Raw genomic sequence first — 17,406 nt, 5'->3', positions numbered from 1 at the left:
CCGGCCGAGGTCATGCCGGGCACTCAGCGTACGGGGGTCTCGACGCGCAGGCGCGGCAGGCTCTCCGGGTGCTTCTCGCGGATGAACGTCACGAGGTGCTCGCGGATGTCGCACCGCAGGTCCCAGGCGCTGGCCGAGTCGGCCGCGCTCATCAGCGCGCGCAGTTCGACCAGCCCGTTCGCGGTGATGTCGGTGACCTGGAGCGTCCAGTCCTTCTGGTCCCACAGCGGGTTGTCGCGCAGCGCCCGGTACAGCTCGGCCCGCACCTCCTCCACCGGCACCGACCAGTCCACCAGGAGGTACACGCTGCCGAGGATGCGGCTCTCGTGCCGCGTCCAGTTCTGGAAGGGATGGCTGGTGAAGTGGGACACCGGCAGGATCAGCCTCCGCTCGTCCCAAAGGCGCAGCGCCACGTAGGTGAGGGTCAGCTCCTCGATGCGGCCCCACTCGTCCTCCACCACGACCACGTCGTCGAGCCGCAGGGCGTCGCTGAAGGCGAGCTGCAGCCCGGCCAGCAGGTTGCCGAGCGTGGACTGGGCCGCGATGCCGCCCACCACGCCGGCGATCCCGGCGGAGGCCAGCAGCCCCGCGCCCAGGGCCCGCACCTGCGGGAAGGTGAACAGCATCGCGCCCAGCGCGATCACCACGACGACCGCCGCCGACACCCGGCGCACCAGCGCGATCTGGGTGCGGATGCGCCGGGCCCGGCGGTTGCGCTCGCCCTCGATCCGCGTGAGCCGGTCGAGCACCACGTCGGTCACCGCGTACGCCGCCTGGATCAGCAGCCAGGTCACGCAGGCGATCAGGAGCAGCGACAGCACCCGCTGGAAGCCGTGGGAGCCCGATCCCGGCATGTCGGGGTCGTAGGCGGCCTTGACGGTGCCCACCACGGCCGAGGCGAAGCCCGGCCAGGTGCAGCGGCGCGCGAACGGCCCGGCGAGCGCCCATCGGTCGCCGATCAGCCGCGACCTGAGCACCCGCCGGACCAGCTCCACCGCCACGATCGCCGTCCCCACCGCGATCGCCAATGTCGCCCAGTTCCACGCTGCCGCTGTGACGGCGCCCCCGTTCGTCGTCATGGGGTTCCCTTTGCCCGGGAATGGAACCCCCTTAAACGGGATCAGAAGGCTTCGTCGAAGGCCACCTCTCCCTCGACGGCCACCTGGTAGGCCGAGACCCGCCGTTCGAAGAAGTTCGCCAGCTCCTGCACGTCCTGGAACTCCATGAACGGGAAGGGGTTGGCCGTGCCGTACCGCGCGGGCAGGCCGAGCCGGGCGAGCCGGCGGTCGGCGACGTACTCCAGGTAGCGGCGCATGTTGTCCGCGGTCATCCCGCCGGTGCCGTCGCCGCACAGGTCGCGGGCGAAGGCCAGCTCGGCGGCGACCGCCTCCTCCATCATCCGCACGACCCGGCCGGCCAGCTCGTCGTCGAACAGGTCCGGCTCCTCCCGGCGTACGGTGTCCACCACCTCGAAGGCGAACTCCATGTGCATGGACTCGTCGCGGAACACCCAGTTGGTGCCGGTGGCGAGGCCGCCCAGCAGCCCCCGGGAGCGGAACCAGTAGACGTAGGCGAAGGCGCCGTAGAAGAACAGCCCTTCGATGCAGGCGGCGAAGCAGACGAGGTTGAGCAGGAAGGCCCGCCGGTCCTCCCGCGTCTCCAGCCGCGACAGCTCGCTGATCGAGTCGATCCAGCGGAAGCAGAACTCGGCCTTGTCGCGGATCGAGGGAATGTGCTCCACGGCGGCGAACGCCTTCACCCGCTCGTCGTGGTCGGGCAGGTAGGTGTCCAGCAGGGTCAGGTAGAACTGGACGTGCACGGCCTCCTCGAACAGCTGGCGGCTCAGGTAGAGCCGGGCCTCGGGCGCGTTGACGTGCTGGTAGAGGTTCAGCACGAGGTTGTTGGCCACGATGGAGTCGCCGGTCGCGAAGAACGCCACCAGCCGGTTGATCAGGTGCCGCTCACCCGGCTCCAGCGTCGCCAGGTCGGCGAGGTCGGAGGCGAGGTCGACCTCCTCGACGGTCCAGGTGTTCCTGATCGCCGCGCGGTACCTCTCGTAGAACCCGGGGTAGCGCATCGGGCGGAGGGTCAGGTCCATGCCCGGGTCGAGCAGCATCGTTCTCATTGGCACGCCTCGCAGATCTCGGGGTTCTCAAGGGAGCAGGCGACCGCCTCGGCGGGGGTGACGGCCTCCGCGGGGGTGACGGCCGGCACGGTCGTCTGGGCGATCCTGGTCGCCGGGCGCGAGCGCAGGTAGTAGGTGGTCTTCAGGCCCGACCGCCACGCGTAGGCGTACATCGACGAGAGCTTGCCGATCGTGGGCGCGGCCATGAAGAGGTTGAGCGACTGCGACTGGTCGACGTACGGCTGCCGCGCGGCCGCGAGGTCGACGAGCGCCTTCTGCGGCAGCTCCCAGGCGGTGCGGTAGAGCGCCTTGAGCTCGCCGGGGATCGCGGGGATGTCCTGGATCGAGCCGTCGTGGAGCTTGATCGCGTCGCGGATCGCCCGCGTCCACAGCCCGAGGGCCTGGAGGTCGCGGACGAGATACCGGTTGACCTGGAGGAACTCCCCCGACAGCGTCTCGCGCTTGAAGACGTTGGACACCTGCGGCTCGACGCACTCGTAACAGCCCGCGATCGAGGCGATCGTGGCCGTCGGCGCGATCGCGACCAGCAGGGAGTTGCGCAGCCCGGTCTCCGCGATCCTCGCGCGCAGCGCCGCCCACTCCTCCGGGTGCGCCGGGGCGCACGGGTAGTGGTCGGGGTGCAGGACGCCGCCCGCCGCTCGTGTCTCCTCGTACGCGGGGTGGCGCCCGCGTTCGGCGGCCAGGTCGGCCGAGGTGCCGTACGCCGCGAGCGCGATCTCCTCGGCGATCCGGGTGGACAGCGCCAGCGCCTCCGGCGAGTCGAACGGCAGGCGCAGCGCGAAGAAGACGTCGGCGAGGCCCATGACGCCGAGGCCCACCGGCCGCCACCGCTGGTTGGCCGCCTCCGCCTCGGGGGTCGGGTAGAAGCCGAGGTCGATCGTGCGGTCGAGGAACCGTACGGCGGTGCGGACCGTGGCGCGCAGCCGGCCGAAGTCGACGGCGTCTCCCTCGGGGGTCAGGTGGGCGGCGAGGTTGACCGAGCCGAGGTTGCACACGGCGGTCTCCCCGTCGCTGGTGACCTCCAGGATCTCGGTGCACAGGTTGGACAGGTGGATGACGTTGCGCGGCAGCGCGGTCTGGTTGGAGGCGCGGTTGGCGGCGTCCTTGAAGGTCATCCAGCCGTTGCCGGTCTGGGCGAGGGTGCGCATCATCCGGGCGTAGAGGGTGCGGGCGGGCACCTGCCGGACGTACCGCCCGGAAGCCTCCAGCTCGCGATACCGGGCGTCGAACGCCTCGCCCCACAGGTCGGTCAGCTCGGGGGTCTCCTTGGGGTCGAACAGCGACCACACGCCGTCCGCCTCGACCCGGCGCATGAACTCGTCGGGCACCCAGTTGGCCAGGTTGAGGTTGTGGGTGCGGCGCGACTCCTCGCCCGTGTTGTCGCGAAGCTCCAGGAACTCCTCGATGTCGGCGTGCCAGGTCTCCAGGTAGACGCAGGCGGCTCCCTTGCGCCTGCCTCCCTGGTTCACCGCCGCCACCGACGCGTCGAGCGTGCGCAGCCAGGGGACGATGCCGTTGGACAGGCCGTTGGTCCCCCGGATCAGCGACCCGCGCGAGCGCACCCGGGTCCAGGCGACGCCGATCCCGCCGGAGTACTTCGACAGCCGCGCCACCTGGCCGTACCGCTCGTAGATGCTCTCCAGTTCGTCGCGCGGCGAGTCGAGCAGGAAGCACGACGAGAGCTGCGGGCGGCGCGCCCCGGAGTTGAACAGCGTCGGCGAGCTGGGCAGATAGGCGAGCGCGGACATCAGCCGGTACAGCTCGGCCGCCTCGCCGACGCTCGCCGACAGGCCGCAGGCCACGCGCAGCAGGAAGTGCTGCGGGCGTTCGAGCACCCGCCGCGTGACCGGATGCCGCAGCAGGTAGCGGTCGTAGACCGTGCGCAGCCCGAAGTACTCGAACCGGTCGTCGGCCGCCGGGTCGATCAGCGCGTCCAGCGCTTCGGCCTCGTCGGCCACGAACGCGGCGACGGCGTCGCCCAGCAGCCCGGCCGCGTGGGCGGCCGCGACCGACTCGGAGAAGGCGCGCACCCCCTGGCCCGCCGTCTCCTCCTCGATGACCCGGGCGAGCAGCCGCGCCGCCCGCCGGGAGTTCTCCGGGTCGGCGACGACCCCCGCCGCCGCCTCCTCGATGGCCCGCCAGACATCCGCGGTCTCCCCCGCGCCGCGCGGCCCCGTGCCGGGGCGCGCGGGCGCGGAGACCGGGTCGGTGATCGTCATCGGTCGCCCTCTCCTCCTCGTCTCCTGACCCGGCCGGCCGGAGGGGAGGGGACGCCGCGGCGCACGCGTGCGACGGCACGGCCTGCGGGCGGCGGGCCCTCCCTCGGGGCACGGCGCGGGCGCGCGCGGTGACTCCGCGCGCGGTCGCGGGCAGGTCTTCGGGCTCGCGGGCGGCCGGCGGGACACACGCCCGCCGGACCTACTGGCCGTCGCTTCCCGGTGCGCTCACGCACCAGTGCTCTGTGACGGCGGTCGTTCCCGCTCACCGCTGCGGGGCAGCCCCGGATTCACACCGGGTTCCCTCTTGCCTCACCGAGGTGAACCAGCGACGCGATGGATCCTACATCTAGTGGGCGATCTCGCAAGCGGCCCTACAAGTTGTGTTGCTCACCGGATTCCGAGATCATCGAGAAGCAGGGCCGTACGACGCGCCTCGCCCGTGAGCCACTGCCGGAACTCCTCGCCGGCGAGCCACATCGGCGTCCAGCCGTTGCGCTCGCACAGGCGGAGCCAGGCGGGCGAGTCCGCGACGGCCCGGCACAGGCCGATCAGCGCGTCGCGCTCGCGGGCCGCCACCCCGAGGGGGGCGAGCAGGCCGGTCCAGTTCGCGTACGCCACCCGCACCCCCGACTCGGTCAGCGTGGGCGCGTCCAGGCCGGGCAGGCGCTCGGGAGCGGAGACGGCGAGCGGGCGCAGCCGCCCGGCCCTGACGTGGGCGGCGACGTCGCCGCGCCCGCCGAAGGCGAGCGCGGTCGTCCCCTCGGCCACCGCCGCGACGGCCCGGGCGGGGCTGTCGAAGGCCTCGTACGCCGCCAGCCGCGGATCGGCCCCGAGACCCCGGGCGGTCAGGCCGAGCAGCAGGTGGCCGGGCCCGCGGTCGGGCCCGCCCGCCACCTTCACCCGCTCCGGGGTGCGCAGCAGGGCCGCCGCGACCTGCTCGAACGAGCGGTAACCCGAATCGGGGGAGGCCACCAGCACCTGCCACTCCCCCGCCAGCCTGGCCAGCGGCACCGTCCGGGCGGCGAACGGCCCCGCGTCGCCGGGCGCGCGACCGAGCGCGCAGTCGGCCAGCAGGAGGGGGTCGGCGACCATCAGCCGGTCCGGCCGTCCGACGGCGAAGCGTCCGACGGCCGACGCGCCGCCGCCCCCAGCGTCCCGCGTGACCAGCACTCTGCCGGCCCAGCGGCGGGCCTCGATGAGGGACTTCAGGCTCCGGGCGACGCCGTCCCCCCAGCACTCCGGCGGGCCGGGGACGAGGAGGGAGAGCTCCCCGCGGTACGGAGGCGCCGGGGTGCCGCATCCGCCCGCCAGGGCCAGGACCCCCAGTGCGAGAACCGTACGGCGTCGCATGCCGGCACCCTCCCCCCGAAGAGCCCCTTATGCGGACAGACTATGAGCAACCACCCCATGTCATGACATAACGGACGTTACGGATGTGGCGATCGGCGGATCGGCGAGCGCGCCGCTCATGTCGTCGGTGCCGATCGGAGGCGCGGTGACAGATGCGCACCGTCCGGCTCGCGTCCGCGACGCGAGCCGGACGGGACGTGGAGGAGCTACTCGACCGTGACGCTCTTGGCGAGGTTGCGGGGGCGGTCGACGTCGCGGCCGAGGGCGACGGCCGCGTGGTAGGCGAACAGCTGGAGCGGGATCGTGAGCAGGATGGGGTCCAGCTCCACCTCGTTCCTGGGCACCACGATGCAGTCGTCGGCCGCCTCGGAGGTGCGGTGGCCGACCATGAGGATGCGGCCGTGCCTCGCCCGGATCTCGCCGAGCGTGGTGAGGTTCTTGTCCAGCAGTTCGTCGTCCGGCACGACCGCGACGGTCGGCAGCTCGGGGCTGATCAGCGCCAGCGGGCCGTGCTTGAGCTCGCTCGCCGGGTAGGCCTCCGCGTGGACGTAGGAGATCTCCTTGAGCTTCTGGGCGCCCTCGCGGGCCACCGGGTAGCCGCGGACCCGGCCGACGAACATCATGCCCGGCGCGTCGGCGTACTTCTTGGCCAGCTCCCTGATCCGGTCCTCCAGGGTGAGGATCTCCTTGATCTGCTCGGGCAGCCGCCGCAGGCCGTCGCAGATCCTGCGCCCGTCGGCCGGCGACAGGTCCCGTACCCGGCCGAGGTGCAGGGCGAGCAGCGCGAACGCCACGGCGGTGGAGGTGAACGCCTTGGTGGAGGCCACCGAGACCTCGGGCCCGGCGTGCAGGTAGATGCCGCCGTCGGTCTCCCGGGCGATGGCGCTGCCGACCGTGTTGACGATGCCGAGCACCCGGCCGCCCTTGCGCTTGAGCTCCTGAACCGCGGCGAGCGTGTCGTACGTCTCGCCCGACTGGCTGATGGCGACGTACAGCGTGTCGGGCTCGACGACCGGGCTGCGGTAGCGGAACTCCGAGGCCGGCTCGGCGTCGGCGGGGATGCGGGCCAGCTCCTCGATGAGCTGCGCGCCGATCTGCCCGGAGTAGTACGCGGACCCGCAGCCGATGATCTTCACGCGGCGGAAGGACCGGGTCTCGCGGGCGTCCATGTTGAGGCCGCCGAGGTGGGCGATGTGGAACCGGTCGTCGATGCGGCCGCGCAGGGTGCGGGCGACCGTGTCGGGCTGCTCGGAGATCTCCTTGAGCAGGTAGTGCTCGTAGCCGCCGTTGTCGTAGTGGCCGGCGTCCCAGTCGACCGTGAACGGCTCCTTGGCGGTCTCCCGGGCGTCGCTGGTGAACGTGTTGAACCCGTCGGCCTTGATGACCGCGAGCTCGCCGTCCTCCAGGTGGACGACCTGCCGGGTGTAGCGGATGAGCGCGGCGACGTCGGAGGCGGCGAACATCTCCTTCTCGCCGAGGCCGAGGACGATCGGGCTGCCGTTGCGGGCGACCACGATCTCGCCGGGGCGCTGCGCGTCGACGACGGCGATGCCGTACGTCCCGACGACGCTCTTCAGCGCCCGCAGCACGGCCTCCCGCAGCGAGTCGGTCTCCTTGACCATCCGCCCGACGAGGTGGGAGAGCACCTCGCTGTCGGTCTCGCTCTCGAACTTCACGCCCTCGCCCTCCAGGCGGCGGCGCAGCTCGTCGGCGTTCTCGATGATGCCGTTGTGCACGACGGCGATCCGCTGCTCCTGGTCGAGGTGCGGGTGCGCGTTCACGTCACTGGGCGCGCCGTGCGTGGCCCACCGGGTGTGCCCGATCCCGATCGTGCCCTTGAACTTCGCGGGCACCGCCGCCGCCAGGTCGGCGACCCGGCCCTTGACCTTGCGCGTCTTGAGACTCCTGGAGTTCACGATGGCGAGGCCTGCCGAGTCGTAGCCCCGGTACTCCAGCCGCTGGAGACCTTCGAGCAGGATGGGCGCCGCATCCTTCGGCCCGACGTAAGCGACGATTCCGCACATAACCGCTCCTATCCGTAAACGATCCTCCGGAGCTGGCGCAGGGTCAGCTCCGGTGCCGCGACACGCCTTCCCGCGAGCTCGGCGGAGATCCTGGGGAAGATCTGGTCGTTGGTCAGCCCCCTCGACTTGAGTTCGCCGTGGCGGCGCCGCACGTAGTCTTCCGCGGGCTCGCCGAAGTACGCCAGGACGTCGGCCACCACGCGGGCCGCCTCACCCGGACCCAGAGAGGTGGTCCGGGTGAGATGGCCGATCAGATCCTCGAAGGGATGCCGTGCCGTGGACACAGAGCAGGACCCTAACGCAGCGCGGATGCCGACTAACAAGTTTCTTGCCCGTTTTCGGGCAGGATCAGTCCCGAAAGCGGCTCCGCCGGGCCGCACGGCTCATGGAGGAGCGACGTCCACGAGCCGGCCGAATCCTCAGTCCGCCGGGGCGGCGGCCCGCAGCACCTTCATGAACGCGCGCATCCAGGCGGGGTGGTCGGGCCAGGCCCGCCCGGTCACCAGGTTCCGGTCGACGTGCGCCTCGCTGTCGACCCAGGTGCCGCCGCCGTTCTCGACGTCCGAGGCGCAGGCGGGGTACGCGCTGCTCTCCCGGCCCTTCAGCACCCCGGCCGCGGCCAGGATCAGCGGACCGTGACAGAGCGCGGCGATCGGCTTGCCCGCGCCGGCGAAGTGCCGCACGATCTCCTGGACGTCGCGGTCGCCGCGGAGGTACTCGGGCGCGCGCCCGCCGGGGATCACCAGCGCGTCGTACTCCTCCGGGTCCACGTCGGCGAAGGCCACGTCGGCCGCCCAGGTGTGGCCCGGCTTCTCGGTGTAGGTGTCGTAGCCCTCGACGAAGTCGTGCACGACGAACTGGAGCTTCTTCGCCGACGGCGCCGCGATGCGCGTCTCGTAGCCCTCCTCCAGAAGCCGCTGGTACGGATACATCACCTCCAGGTCCTCGGCCGCGTCGCCCGTGATGATGAGCACTTTCGCCATGGCGGGTAACCCCCTTCGCGTACGGTTGCGCCTCATCCTGCGCACGCCCTCTCCGGCTGGTCAACGGCTCGTCGCGACGCCGGATCACCTCGGCCGCTCTCGGATCGCTCTCCGGGTGGGAACAGATGGCACCGGCACCCCCGGGGATCCGCTAGAGTTGAGCACGCGTCGCCGGGGAAACCCGAGCGATGGCTGCGGAAGTGGCTCAGTGGTAGAGCATCACCTTGCCAAGGTGAGGGTCGCGGGTTCGAATCCCGTCTTCCGCTCGGAGCCCGGACGACATCCGGGCACGGGCGATTAGCTCAGCGGGAGAGCGCTTCCCTGACACGGAAGAGGTCACTGGTTCAATCCCAGTATCGCCCACCACCTCGTCAAGGCACCCATGCGGCGGTGCCTCACCGGCCGGATGGCCGTCATCCCTCTCACAGGTAACCGCACGTCGGGTACGACGTCGCGCGTTCGCGCGCGTACACGGCACCGTGTCAGCGGCCCCGGGCCGACGATCCTGAGCCGACGACACAGGTCAGCGATACGGGTCACGGTGCGGAAATCGGTGGTGCCGACGCCGGCCGCGGCAGGCGTCGGCACCGATATATATAAAACGACCGCGGTGCCGGACGCGCTTTCCCCGGCGTTCCGCACCGCCGGTGCGGCCCCCGCCATGAGCACCGGCGTCGTCTGTGGGCACGCCCATCCGTAGTGGCCTGTGCGACGCGCCTCGTCGTAATCATTTTCTATCAATTATCGCCATCCGGGCACAATCTATTTTCTGCAACGATCCCGCGACATGATCTCGATATTGCCTACATGACGACATTTGTCGGCGAATCAGCCCTGCCTGAGCCCTGTCGTGAATTGCGACAATGGCGACAGACGAGAACGAGGCCGCGCCCTCCGGACGATTCTTCTCCGCGTTTGTATGAATCCGCGCGATATGCAGGCTCACCAGGACGCGACGACGAGGGCCTGCGGCGCGGCCCGGCGCATCCGGGTCCGCAGCCAGAGCAATTGAACGGCCGTCTCGGGGGTGCAGCGACCGGCCAGGTCGAGGAGATCGTCGTCCTTGAGCCCGCGGGCGACCAGTGCGACCACGCTCCAGGAAAGTTCGCATTCGGTCGCGAGAAGGTACAACCGGTGCAGCTCGCGCAGCAGGACCAGACCGCCGTCCCCGCCGTTACCGCCTTTTCCTCCGGCCGCGCGTGCGGGCGTCAGCCGCAGGCGTACCGCCGTCCCGAGGCCCACCCCCTCGGGGCCCGCCCGCTGGAGCTCCGTCCTCGTCGCGTCCAGAATCGCCGGATCCGGCGCCCACGGCTCCATCCGATGCTCCATCTGCTGAGGGCCCCGGTATCGCCGCTGGAACGGCTCGAGCCGCTCGGCGTGCGCCCGGCACTGCGCGGCCAGGCGCTCGCACACACCGCACAGGTCGGGCTCCCGGGGATGGCCGCGCCACAGCGCGTGGAACCCGCCGGACAGCTCGTGCTCCGTCCGCAGCAGGACCTCCAGGTAGTCCGCCAGGTGGACGGTCACCGATCGGCCCACCCGGAGACGGCCTTCCCGCCGGCCGTACGCGCGGTGTCAGTGCCCATGGCCCCCACCCTTCTCCGGTGATCGCGGACGTCAGACCTCCTCGTAGCGTTCGCGTACGGCGACGCCGTGCCCGAGGGGCGCGGTGGCGGAGCAGACGCCCTCCACGGGCGTGAGCGCTCCGGCGGGCTCCCCCTGCCTGGGGGCGACCCGCACCAGGCGCACCGCCGCCGCGGTGCGCAGCGGCTGCCGCGACACCGGGTCCCACGAGGTGAGGGTGAGCTCGGCCGCCGCCCGCGCCACGGCCTCGGACCGGCCGTCGAGCCGCAGGACCACGGCTCCGGGCCGCACGCCCGACAGCCGGGCGACGGCCTCCAGCGCGCCCCGGGGCGACTCGGCCCGTACGAGGTCGCCCTCCTCCACGCCGTACGCCGCGGCGTCGCCCGGATGGACCTCCAGGTGCGGCGGGGCGGGAGAGCGGCGCTGCGCCCGGCAGACGAGGAGAACCAGCGGATGCTCGTCGTCGGCCACCTCCGGAGACGGCTCGTAGTCGGCGGCGTGGAGGAACGCCCGTCCCCGGGGGTCGTCGGCGCGGTACCGCTCCTCGCCGTACTCCGCGCCCGTCGCCAGGTCCGCGCCGAACGCCTGGCAGCGCCCCGGCTCGGTGGCGAACCTCCCCCCGGCGTACAGGCGTTCCGCGCCGTAGGAGCCGGCCGGCGTGCAGGGCCACTGCACGCCGCCGGTCCTCAGCCGGTCGTACGTGATGCCGGTGTGGTCGCAGGGGCGGCCCCCCGAGCAGGCCTTCCACGCCTCGAACGCCGACTCGGCGTCGGTCCAGCCGACGAGCGGCAGGCCGTCGCGGTCGCGCAGGTCCATCCGCCGCGCGTAGTCGAGCAGGACGGCGAGGTCCGCCCTCGCCTCCCCCGGTGGCTCCACCGCCTTCTCGCACAGGTGCACCGTCCGGTCGGCGCCGGTCACCGTACCGGTCTTCTCCCCCCAGGCGGCCGCGGGGAGCACGACGTCGGCGAGCCGCGCGGTCTCGGTGAGGTACGGATCCTGGACGACGACGAACAGGTCCTCGCGGGCGAGGACCTGTTCGAGCCCGGGAGTCGCGCTCACGGGGTCGGACGCGGTGATCCACAGCAGCCCGACGGAGCCCTCCTCGGCGTACCCGAGGATCTGGGTCGCGTGGGTGGACGGCCCCCAGTGCGGGATGACGGCGGGGTCGACGTTCCAGAGCCCGGCGAGTTCGCGGACGTGTCCCGGGTCGGCCCAGTTGCGCAGGCCGGGCAGGTCTCCCGCCGAGCCCGTCTCCAGCGCGTCGCAGCCCGGGCCGCCGAGCTGGAACAGCCCGGCCCCGGGCCGGCCCAGCATGCCCAGCAGCAGGTGGAGGTTGTCGACCTGGCAGGCCGCGGCCGTCGCCTGGTTGGAGCCGAGGAAGGCCGGGCCGACGGTGGACACCAGCCGTTCGGCGGCGCCCAGGATCTCGGCGGCCTGCTCGATCCGCGCGACCGGCACCCCGCAGATCTCGGCCGCCCGCTTGGCCGGGTAGGCCTCGACGGTCCGCCACAGCCGTTCGACGCCGACGGTGTGCGCGGCGACGTAGGCGGCGTCGTGCCAGCCGTTCGCGAGGAGTTCGTGCAGCAGGCCGTTCAGCAGGGCCACGTTGGTGCCGCGGCGCACGGCGAGGTGGACGTCGGCCTCCCTGGCGGCGGGCGTCCGGTCCGGATCGGCCACGATCATCGCGGGCGGCCCGGGGCCGAGCCTCCGGTCGAGCATCCGCTCCCACAGCACGGGGTGGCAGGCCGCGCAGTCGTGGCCCCACAGCGCGAGCGCGTCGCAGTGGTCCACGTCGGTGTATGAACCGGGCTGACCGTCGGTGCCGAAGCTCGCCGCGAGGGCGGCCGCTGCCGCCGCCGCGCACCCCCGGGTGTCGCCGTCCATGTGCGGGGTGCCGATGCCCGCCTTGCCGATCACGGCGAGCGTGTAGTGCTCCTCCAGGAACAGCCGGGGCCCCGTGTGGAACGCGATCCGGCCCCAGCCGCCGGGCGCGGCGAGCAGTCGCCTCGACCGCGTCACGACGCGGTCCATCGCGGCGTCCCACGTCGACTCGACCAGCCGCCCGCCCTCGCGTACGAGCGGGCGGGTCAGCCGTCCCGGGCGCGGCCGCCAGGCGGGCCACTCGCGCGGATCCAGCCGCCCGTGGTTGACCCGGTCACCGGCCCGGCCGCGTACGCCCACCACCCGCCCGCCGCGCACCGCCAGGTCGACGGCGTCCCCGTGGGAACCGGCCGCCGACGCCGCGGGGACCCAGCGCTCGACCTCGTCCTCGGTGACGCCGTCCTCCAGGAACACGTCGACCCGCACCGGCCACGGGCTGCCCAGGCGGATGACCGGGGGAAGCGCGTCGCGCATGCGCCCCGGCAGGGCCGCGGCCAGCCGTTCCACCGCGTCGGGAGGTCCGTACGGCGTGCGCCGCCCCCTGGGATCGGCGATCCGGTCCAGCACCTGGCACCTCCGCGGTGACGATGTGTGAACGACGCTCCCCGTACCCGGCGCAATGTCCTTCTGATCCCGAATTCGCCCGAACTGACCGGTTCCTTTTCGAATACTTTCCTCAGCGTGATCGCGGAGTCACCCGCCCAGTGAGCCGTTCAGATAGCGCTCGGCCAGCTCGCAGCTGTCGCGCGTGTAGCCGGCGCCGAGCCGGGCGGCCACCTCGGCGGCCTGGTGGGAGCCGATCCAGGCGACGAGCAGGAGACGGCGGAACATGATGAACGTCCAGATCTCGGCCTCGTCCTCCTTCGGGAGGTCGAGCACGGTGCGGTAGCCGCGCACCCACGACTCCGCCATGTGCGGCACCTCGGGCCGGTGCTCGATGAAGCTGACGGCGGCGGCGAGGTCGTAGAGGTACCAGCCGAGGCCGCAGTCGTCGAAGTCGATCACGCTCGCCTCCGCCTCACCGTCCACCAGCAGGTTGGCCAGGCGGAGGTCGGCGTGGATGAGCCCGTACCGGTCCGGGCCCCTGCCGTACCGCCCCAGCCTGCGGCGCAGCTCGGCCTCGAGGCGGGCGAGCACGGCGTGCGCCTCCCGGTCCACCCCCACACCGTCCTGCCACCTGCCCCAGCGGGGCGAGGGCCCGAAAGCGGCGTCGAGGTCCCAGTGGAAGCGGGTGAAGGAGGCCGGCCTCGCCCAGCCGCGCGCGTGCCGGTGCATGCGGGCGGTCAGCGCGCCCAGCCGCTCGAACTCCTCCACCAGCCGGTCCTCGGCCGGTTCTGCGCCGGGCAGGAACTCGAACATCACGCAGCGGCGGGGCTCGGCGCCCGGATCCTCGACCGTGACGACGCGGGACCCGTCGCGGGCCGGCAGCACTCGCGGCGTGACGACGCCCGCCTCCTCGCGCAGCGCCTCCAGCCAGGCGAGCTCGCTGGCGATGGCGGCCGGGGACTGGTAGCCGAGCCGGTGGACCCGGAGGATCGCCCGCGTCTCCCCGTCATCCACGGTGAAGGTCGCGTTCTCCGACACGTTCAGCAACGTCACGACGGCGTCCGGGGGCAGCCCGTACCGCTCCAGGGCACGGCGGGCGACCCCCTCGACGCGGGCGAGGACGTCTCCGCCTCCGGACAGGTCGTGGACCTGCATGCGCACTCCTAACGATCAGTCGGCCGGTCGCCCCTCATCCTCCCCTGTGATCTCCGCTCCCGTGATCCGGCCCCGGCGGACGGGTGCCGGGGCCGGGTCGCGTCTCAGCTCAGCGGTTGGTCCACAGATGCCAGAACCAGTCGCCCTCGGAGCAGGTGTAGTGCTCCCAGTGGCCGCGGTCGATCCCGCCCTGGCCCTCTGCCACGCACCGCGAGTGGCTCGTGAACCAGGTGCGGTACACGTCGTCCCCGGCCGGTCGTCCGGCGGCGGCGTGGGCGGCGGGCGCCGCGAGAACCAGCGGGGCCGCGAACAGGGCGGCGGTCACGAGCGCCGCGATCCCGGCGCGCTCCAATGATCTGATCAACGGATACCTCTTCTCTGCGAAGCACTGACGCATGACAACGCAGAGCTACCCGGCAATCACACTCCGTATTCGGAGATTTTACGTTCGGTCCCGCACGAGCCGGTCGATCTCGGGCCGGTGCGGCATCGAGGTGCTCGCGCCCTCACGCCGGACCGACAGCGCCGCCGCCGCCGAGGCGAAGCGCAGCGCCCCATCAGGACCGAGCCCCTCGGTCCTGGCCACCGCGAGCGCGCCGGCGAAGGTGTCCCCCGCCGCCGTGGTGTCCACCGCCCGCACCGGTACGGCGGGCTCGTGGAGGCGGACGCCGTCGCGGGAGCCGTACAACGCGCCCCGGGCGCCGAGCGTCACGACCACCTCGGGAACCAAATCGAGCAGCGCTTCCAGCGCGTCGCGTGGGTCGTCCCGGCCGGTGAGGACCGCCGCCTCGTGCTCGTTCGGCACGATGACGCCGACCGCGTCCAGCAGCTCGGCGGGCAGCGGCACGGCCGGGGCGGGGGTGAGGATCACCTCCGTGCCCGTCACGGCGCCCGTCACGGCGCCCGCCAGGCACGCGGCGGCGACCACGGCCTCCATCGGCAGTTCCAGTTGCAGGAGCAGGGCGCGGGACCGCCCGATCGTCTCCGCGTCCTCCGCCGAGGGACCGGTGAGGGCGCCGTTCGCCCCCGGCACGACGATGATCGAGTTGTCGCCGCCGTCCTGCACGACGATGTGGGCGACACCGGAGGGGCCGGGGACGGTCCGCACCCCGCGCGTGTCGACGCCCGCCCCGGCGAGCGCCGCGCGCAGCCCCGGCCCGAACGCGTCGTCGCCCACCGCCCCGAGGAACGCGACCCGCCCGCCCGCCCGCGCGGCGGCGATCGCCTGGTTGGCCCCCTTACCTCCGGGGATCGTGCGGAAGGCGCGGCCCGTGATGGTCTCCCCTGGCTTGGGGGCCTGCGCCACGTACGCCACGAGGTCCATGTTGGCGCTGCCGAACACCGAGATCACGGCCGGTCTCCCCCGGCGAGCGCGAGCGCGCGGACACGGGCGCGGGCTCGGGTGGCGAACGCGGTCGCCGGCCCGCCGCCGGTCGAGCACCGGACCATCAGGCCCGGCTCCACGGTCACCACGCGCGGCGGCAGCGAGCCGTCCCGCAGACGGTCGAGCAGCAGCCTCGCGGCGGCCCTGCCACGCTCGGCCCAGCCGAGCGAGACGCTGGTCAGCGACGGCCACGCGACCGAGGCGAGGTCGGTGTCGTCCATGCCGACCACCGCGACGTCGCGGGGGACGTCCCTGCCCTGCTCCCGCAGCACGTCGAGGGCGCCGAGCGCGATCAGGTCGCTGGCGCACATCAGCGCGTCGAGACCGGGAGCGCGCGCCAGCAGCGCCCGCGCGGCCCGGGCGCCGCGGTCGCGCGTGAAGTCGCCCACCTCGACCAGGTTCTCGTCGTACGGCAGGCCCAGCAGTTCCAGCGCCTCCCGGTAGGCGGCGGCGCGGGCCGCGCCCGGCGCGGTGCCGAGCGGGCCGTTGAGCAGGCCGATCCGCCTCCGGCCGAGGCCGTGCAGGTGGTTCATGGCGAGCAGGACGCCGGTCCGCGAGTCGCCCCGCACGTTGTCCACCGGCGTGCCCTCCGGCACCGGGCCGACGACGACCACGGGGACCCGCGCCGTGGTGACGGCCTCGATGTGCTCCGCCCCGACGCCGCGCAGCGGGCTGATGATGAGGCCGTCCACGTAGCGCTCCCGCAGCCCGCGCAGCACGCACACCTCGTCCTCCGGGTCGCCCTCGGTCGAGTGGAGCAGCAGGCGGTATCCGGCCGCCTTCAGCACGGCCTGGATCTCCCGCACCATCGCCACGTAGACGGGGTTGCCGATGTCGGACAGCGCGAAGGCGATCTGGTGGGTGCGGCGGTTGCGCAGCGAACGTGCCACCGAGTTGGGCACGTAGCCGAGTTCGTCGGCCGCGCGCATGACCCGGCGCACCGTGTCCTCGCGTGTGGGCAGCCCGTTGAGCACCCGCGACACCGATGCGATCGACAGGCCGGCGCGTTGCGCGATCGTGGTGATCGTGGGACCCTCGGTCACGGCCACCTCACTCTGGGAAGACTCTCGTGTACTCGTCCACGCGTGGCAGCACGCGGGGAGCTGTAATCGTTTTCAGCGTGGACGGCCCTTATCAAAGCGACGGCCACCAGCAGCGTCAAGTAACCGAGACGTAAACGTCTAGATCACCAAGCCGCAACAAGCCGCGCGTTGGTTCTGCTCTTCGACCGGTTTCGCCCTAGAATCCGCCGATGTGAACGAAGGTCACGAGGACCCGCCCAAGCTCCCCACCCGGGAGCGATCCTCCCGGCCCGGGACCGGCCGCCACCGACGGCCGCTGCCGGCCGACCTGCCGGCCGACGCGCCCGCCCTGGTCCTGGCCGTGCCGGGCAGGGCCGGAGATCCGGCGGGCCAGGGCGCGGACGTGGCCGCCGAGGTCGCCTCCATCGTCCGGATCGACAATCCGCAACTCGACCTTCGCATCGTCTCACTGGCCGACGGCGGCACCGATCTCGTCAAGGAGTTCTCCGACATCGCGGCCAAGCGGCCGGCCGGCGGACCGGCGGCGGTGGTGGTGCCGCTCGTGACCGGACCCCATCCCCGCGTCCGGCGCGCCGTGCGGGACGCCGTGACGCAGAGCGGGGCCGCGGTGCGGATCACCGAGCCGCTCGGCCCGCATCCGCTGCTGGCCGAGGCCCTGCACGTACGGCTGTCCGAGGCGGGCCTGGCCCGCGCCGACCGCATGCGGCTGTTCAACGTCTCCTCGCCCGTCGACGGCATCATCGTCGCGACCGCCGGAGGCGACGAGGCCGCCCGCGGGGCCGACGCGACGGCCGTCCTGCTGGCCGCCCGCCTGACGCTTCCCGTCGTCCCCGCCGCGCTGGACGGCGTGCCGACGGTGCGCGACGCCGCCGAGCGGCTACGCAAGATCGGAGCCAACCGCCTCGCCATGGTGCCGTACGTCATCGGTCCCGAGGCCGACAGCGAGCGGATCACGACGGCGGCCGAGGCCATCGGCGCCGGCTGCGCCGAGCCTCTCGGCGCCCACGAGTCGGTGGCCCGCATGGTCTGCGTCCGGTACGGCGCCGCCTTCGGCGGTTTCGACGGCTTCGACGACCTGTCGGACTGAGCCT

14 protein-coding genes, 2 tRNA genes and 1 riboswitch are annotated in these 17,406 nt (G+C 72.7%); of the genes, 3 read left to right on the top strand and 13 right to left on the bottom strand.

Going from position 1 to position 17,406, the window contains the following annotated elements; translation table 11 throughout:
• Positions 1-23 precede the first annotated feature (23 nt).
• The 7 genes from FED44_RS07060 to FED44_RS07030 all read right to left on the bottom strand — a co-directional run bounded on the left by FED44_RS07060 (position 24) and on the right by FED44_RS07030 (position 8,722).
• Complete coding sequence (locus tag FED44_RS07060) at positions 24-1,079, bottom strand: mechanosensitive ion channel family protein (RefSeq protein WP_111700697.1); 1,056 nt, start codon at positions 1,077-1,079, stop codon at positions 24-26.
• A 41-nt stretch (positions 1,080-1,120) separates the two neighbouring features.
• Entirely contained in the window at positions 1,121-2,125 is a 1,005-nt protein-coding gene (locus FED44_RS07055) for a ribonucleotide-diphosphate reductase subunit beta (RefSeq protein WP_244301766.1), read from the bottom strand.
• Positions 2,122-4,365 carry a ribonucleoside-diphosphate reductase subunit alpha gene (locus tag FED44_RS07050; protein ID WP_138460131.1) on the bottom strand — a complete coding sequence of 748 codons (2,244 nt, stop codon included), beginning with the start codon at positions 4,363-4,365 and terminating at the stop codon, positions 2,122-2,124. Before FED44_RS07050 ends, FED44_RS07055 begins: the two co-directional genes overlap by 4 nt.
• A gap of 132 nt (positions 4,366-4,497) precedes the next feature.
• Positions 4,498-4,707: riboswitch (cobalamin riboswitch) on the bottom strand.
• Between the two features lie 45 nt (positions 4,708-4,752).
• Positions 4,753-5,715 (bottom strand): Bug family tripartite tricarboxylate transporter substrate binding protein, encoded by a 963-nt coding sequence (locus FED44_RS07045; RefSeq protein ID WP_111700694.1) that lies wholly within the window; start codon positions 5,713-5,715, stop codon positions 4,753-4,755.
• Between the two features lie 206 nt (positions 5,716-5,921).
• Positions 5,922-7,739, bottom strand: coding sequence for a glutamine--fructose-6-phosphate transaminase (isomerizing) (gene glmS, locus FED44_RS07040; protein ID WP_111700693.1), 1,818 nt, complete (start codon positions 7,737-7,739; stop codon positions 5,922-5,924).
• An 8-nt stretch (positions 7,740-7,747) separates the two neighbouring features.
• The gene (locus tag FED44_RS07035) at positions 7,748-8,023 is read right to left on the bottom strand and encodes a hypothetical protein (RefSeq protein WP_138460130.1); all 276 of its coding nucleotides are present in this window, start codon (positions 8,021-8,023) and stop codon (positions 7,748-7,750) included.
• A gap of 135 nt (positions 8,024-8,158) precedes the next feature.
• A complete protein-coding gene (locus FED44_RS07030) occupies positions 8,159-8,722 on the bottom strand; it encodes a DJ-1/PfpI family protein (protein WP_138460129.1) in 564 nt (187 codons plus the stop codon).
• A gap of 194 nt (positions 8,723-8,916) precedes the next feature.
• Here FED44_RS07030 and FED44_RS07025 point away from each other — a divergent pair.
• Positions 8,917-8,988 (top strand) — tRNA-Gly (locus FED44_RS07025).
• Between the two features lie 25 nt (positions 8,989-9,013).
• Positions 9,014-9,088: transfer RNA gene (locus tag FED44_RS07020), tRNA-Val, on the top strand.
• Between the two features lie 576 nt (positions 9,089-9,664).
• Here FED44_RS07020 and FED44_RS07015 read toward each other — a convergent pair.
• The 6 genes from FED44_RS07015 to FED44_RS06990 all read right to left on the bottom strand — a co-directional run bounded on the left by FED44_RS07015 (position 9,665) and on the right by FED44_RS06990 (position 16,315).
• Positions 9,665-10,249, bottom strand: coding sequence for a hypothetical protein (locus tag FED44_RS07015; protein WP_138460128.1), 585 nt, complete (start codon positions 10,247-10,249; stop codon positions 9,665-9,667).
• Between the two features lie 90 nt (positions 10,250-10,339).
• On the bottom strand, positions 10,340-12,754 hold the full coding sequence (locus tag FED44_RS07010) for a molybdopterin oxidoreductase family protein (protein ID WP_138460127.1): 2,415 nt from the start codon (positions 12,752-12,754) through the stop codon (positions 10,340-10,342).
• Between the two features lie 126 nt (positions 12,755-12,880).
• On the bottom strand, positions 12,881-13,888 hold the full coding sequence (locus tag FED44_RS07005) for a phosphotransferase enzyme family protein (RefSeq protein ID WP_138460126.1): 1,008 nt from the start codon (positions 13,886-13,888) through the stop codon (positions 12,881-12,883).
• Between the two features lie 109 nt (positions 13,889-13,997).
• Positions 13,998-14,252 (bottom strand): hypothetical protein, encoded by a 255-nt coding sequence (locus FED44_RS07000; protein WP_138460125.1) that lies wholly within the window; start codon positions 14,250-14,252, stop codon positions 13,998-14,000.
• Positions 14,253-14,330: 78 nt separating this feature from the next.
• Complete coding sequence (locus FED44_RS06995) at positions 14,331-15,239, bottom strand: ribokinase (protein WP_111700682.1); 909 nt, start codon at positions 15,237-15,239, stop codon at positions 14,331-14,333.
• Complete coding sequence (locus FED44_RS06990) at positions 15,236-16,315, bottom strand: LacI family DNA-binding transcriptional regulator (RefSeq protein WP_111700681.1); 1,080 nt, start codon at positions 16,313-16,315, stop codon at positions 15,236-15,238. Before FED44_RS06990 ends, FED44_RS06995 begins: the two co-directional genes overlap by 4 nt.
• Positions 16,316-16,526: 211 nt before the next feature.
• Here FED44_RS06990 and FED44_RS06980 point away from each other — a divergent pair, with 211 nt between their 5' ends.
• Positions 16,527-17,402 carry a sirohydrochlorin chelatase gene (locus FED44_RS06980; RefSeq protein ID WP_167521409.1) on the top strand — a complete coding sequence of 292 codons (876 nt, stop codon included), beginning with the start codon at positions 16,527-16,529 and terminating at the stop codon, positions 17,400-17,402.
• Positions 17,403-17,406: the final 4 nt, after the last annotated feature.

The sequence above is a fragment of the Microbispora triticiradicis genome, assembly GCF_005864065.1.
Taxonomy (GTDB): Bacteria; Actinomycetota; Actinomycetes; order Streptosporangiales; family Streptosporangiaceae; genus Microbispora; species Microbispora triticiradicis.
The sequence above is the reverse complement of the archived record's forward strand: the minus strand, read 5'-3'. Positions and strand labels throughout refer to the sequence as shown.

What these genes read in the sequence shown, in the direction of transcription:
- FED44_RS07055 (WP_244301766.1), bottom strand. Translation starts at nt 2,125, where the DNA reads ATGAGAACGATGCTGCTCGACCCGGGCATGGACCTGACCCTCCGCCCG.
- FED44_RS07050 (WP_138460131.1), bottom strand. Translation starts at nt 4,365, where the DNA reads ATGACGATCACCGACCCGGTCTCCGCGCCCGCGCGCCCCGGCACGGGG.
- glmS (WP_111700693.1), bottom strand. Translation starts at nt 7,739, where the DNA reads ATGTGCGGAATCGTCGCTTACGTCGGGCCGAAGGATGCGGCGCCCATC.
- FED44_RS07045 (WP_111700694.1), bottom strand. Translation starts at nt 5,715, where the DNA reads ATGCGACGCCGTACGGTTCTCGCACTGGGGGTCCTGGCCCTGGCGGGC.
- FED44_RS07030 (WP_138460129.1), bottom strand. Translation starts at nt 8,722, where the DNA reads ATGGCGAAAGTGCTCATCATCACGGGCGACGCGGCCGAGGACCTGGAG.
- FED44_RS07060 (WP_111700697.1), bottom strand. Translation starts at nt 1,079, where the DNA reads ATGACGACGAACGGGGGCGCCGTCACAGCGGCAGCGTGGAACTGGGCG.
- FED44_RS07005 (WP_138460126.1), bottom strand. Translation starts at nt 13,888, where the DNA reads ATGCAGGTCCACGACCTGTCCGGAGGCGGAGACGTCCTCGCCCGCGTC.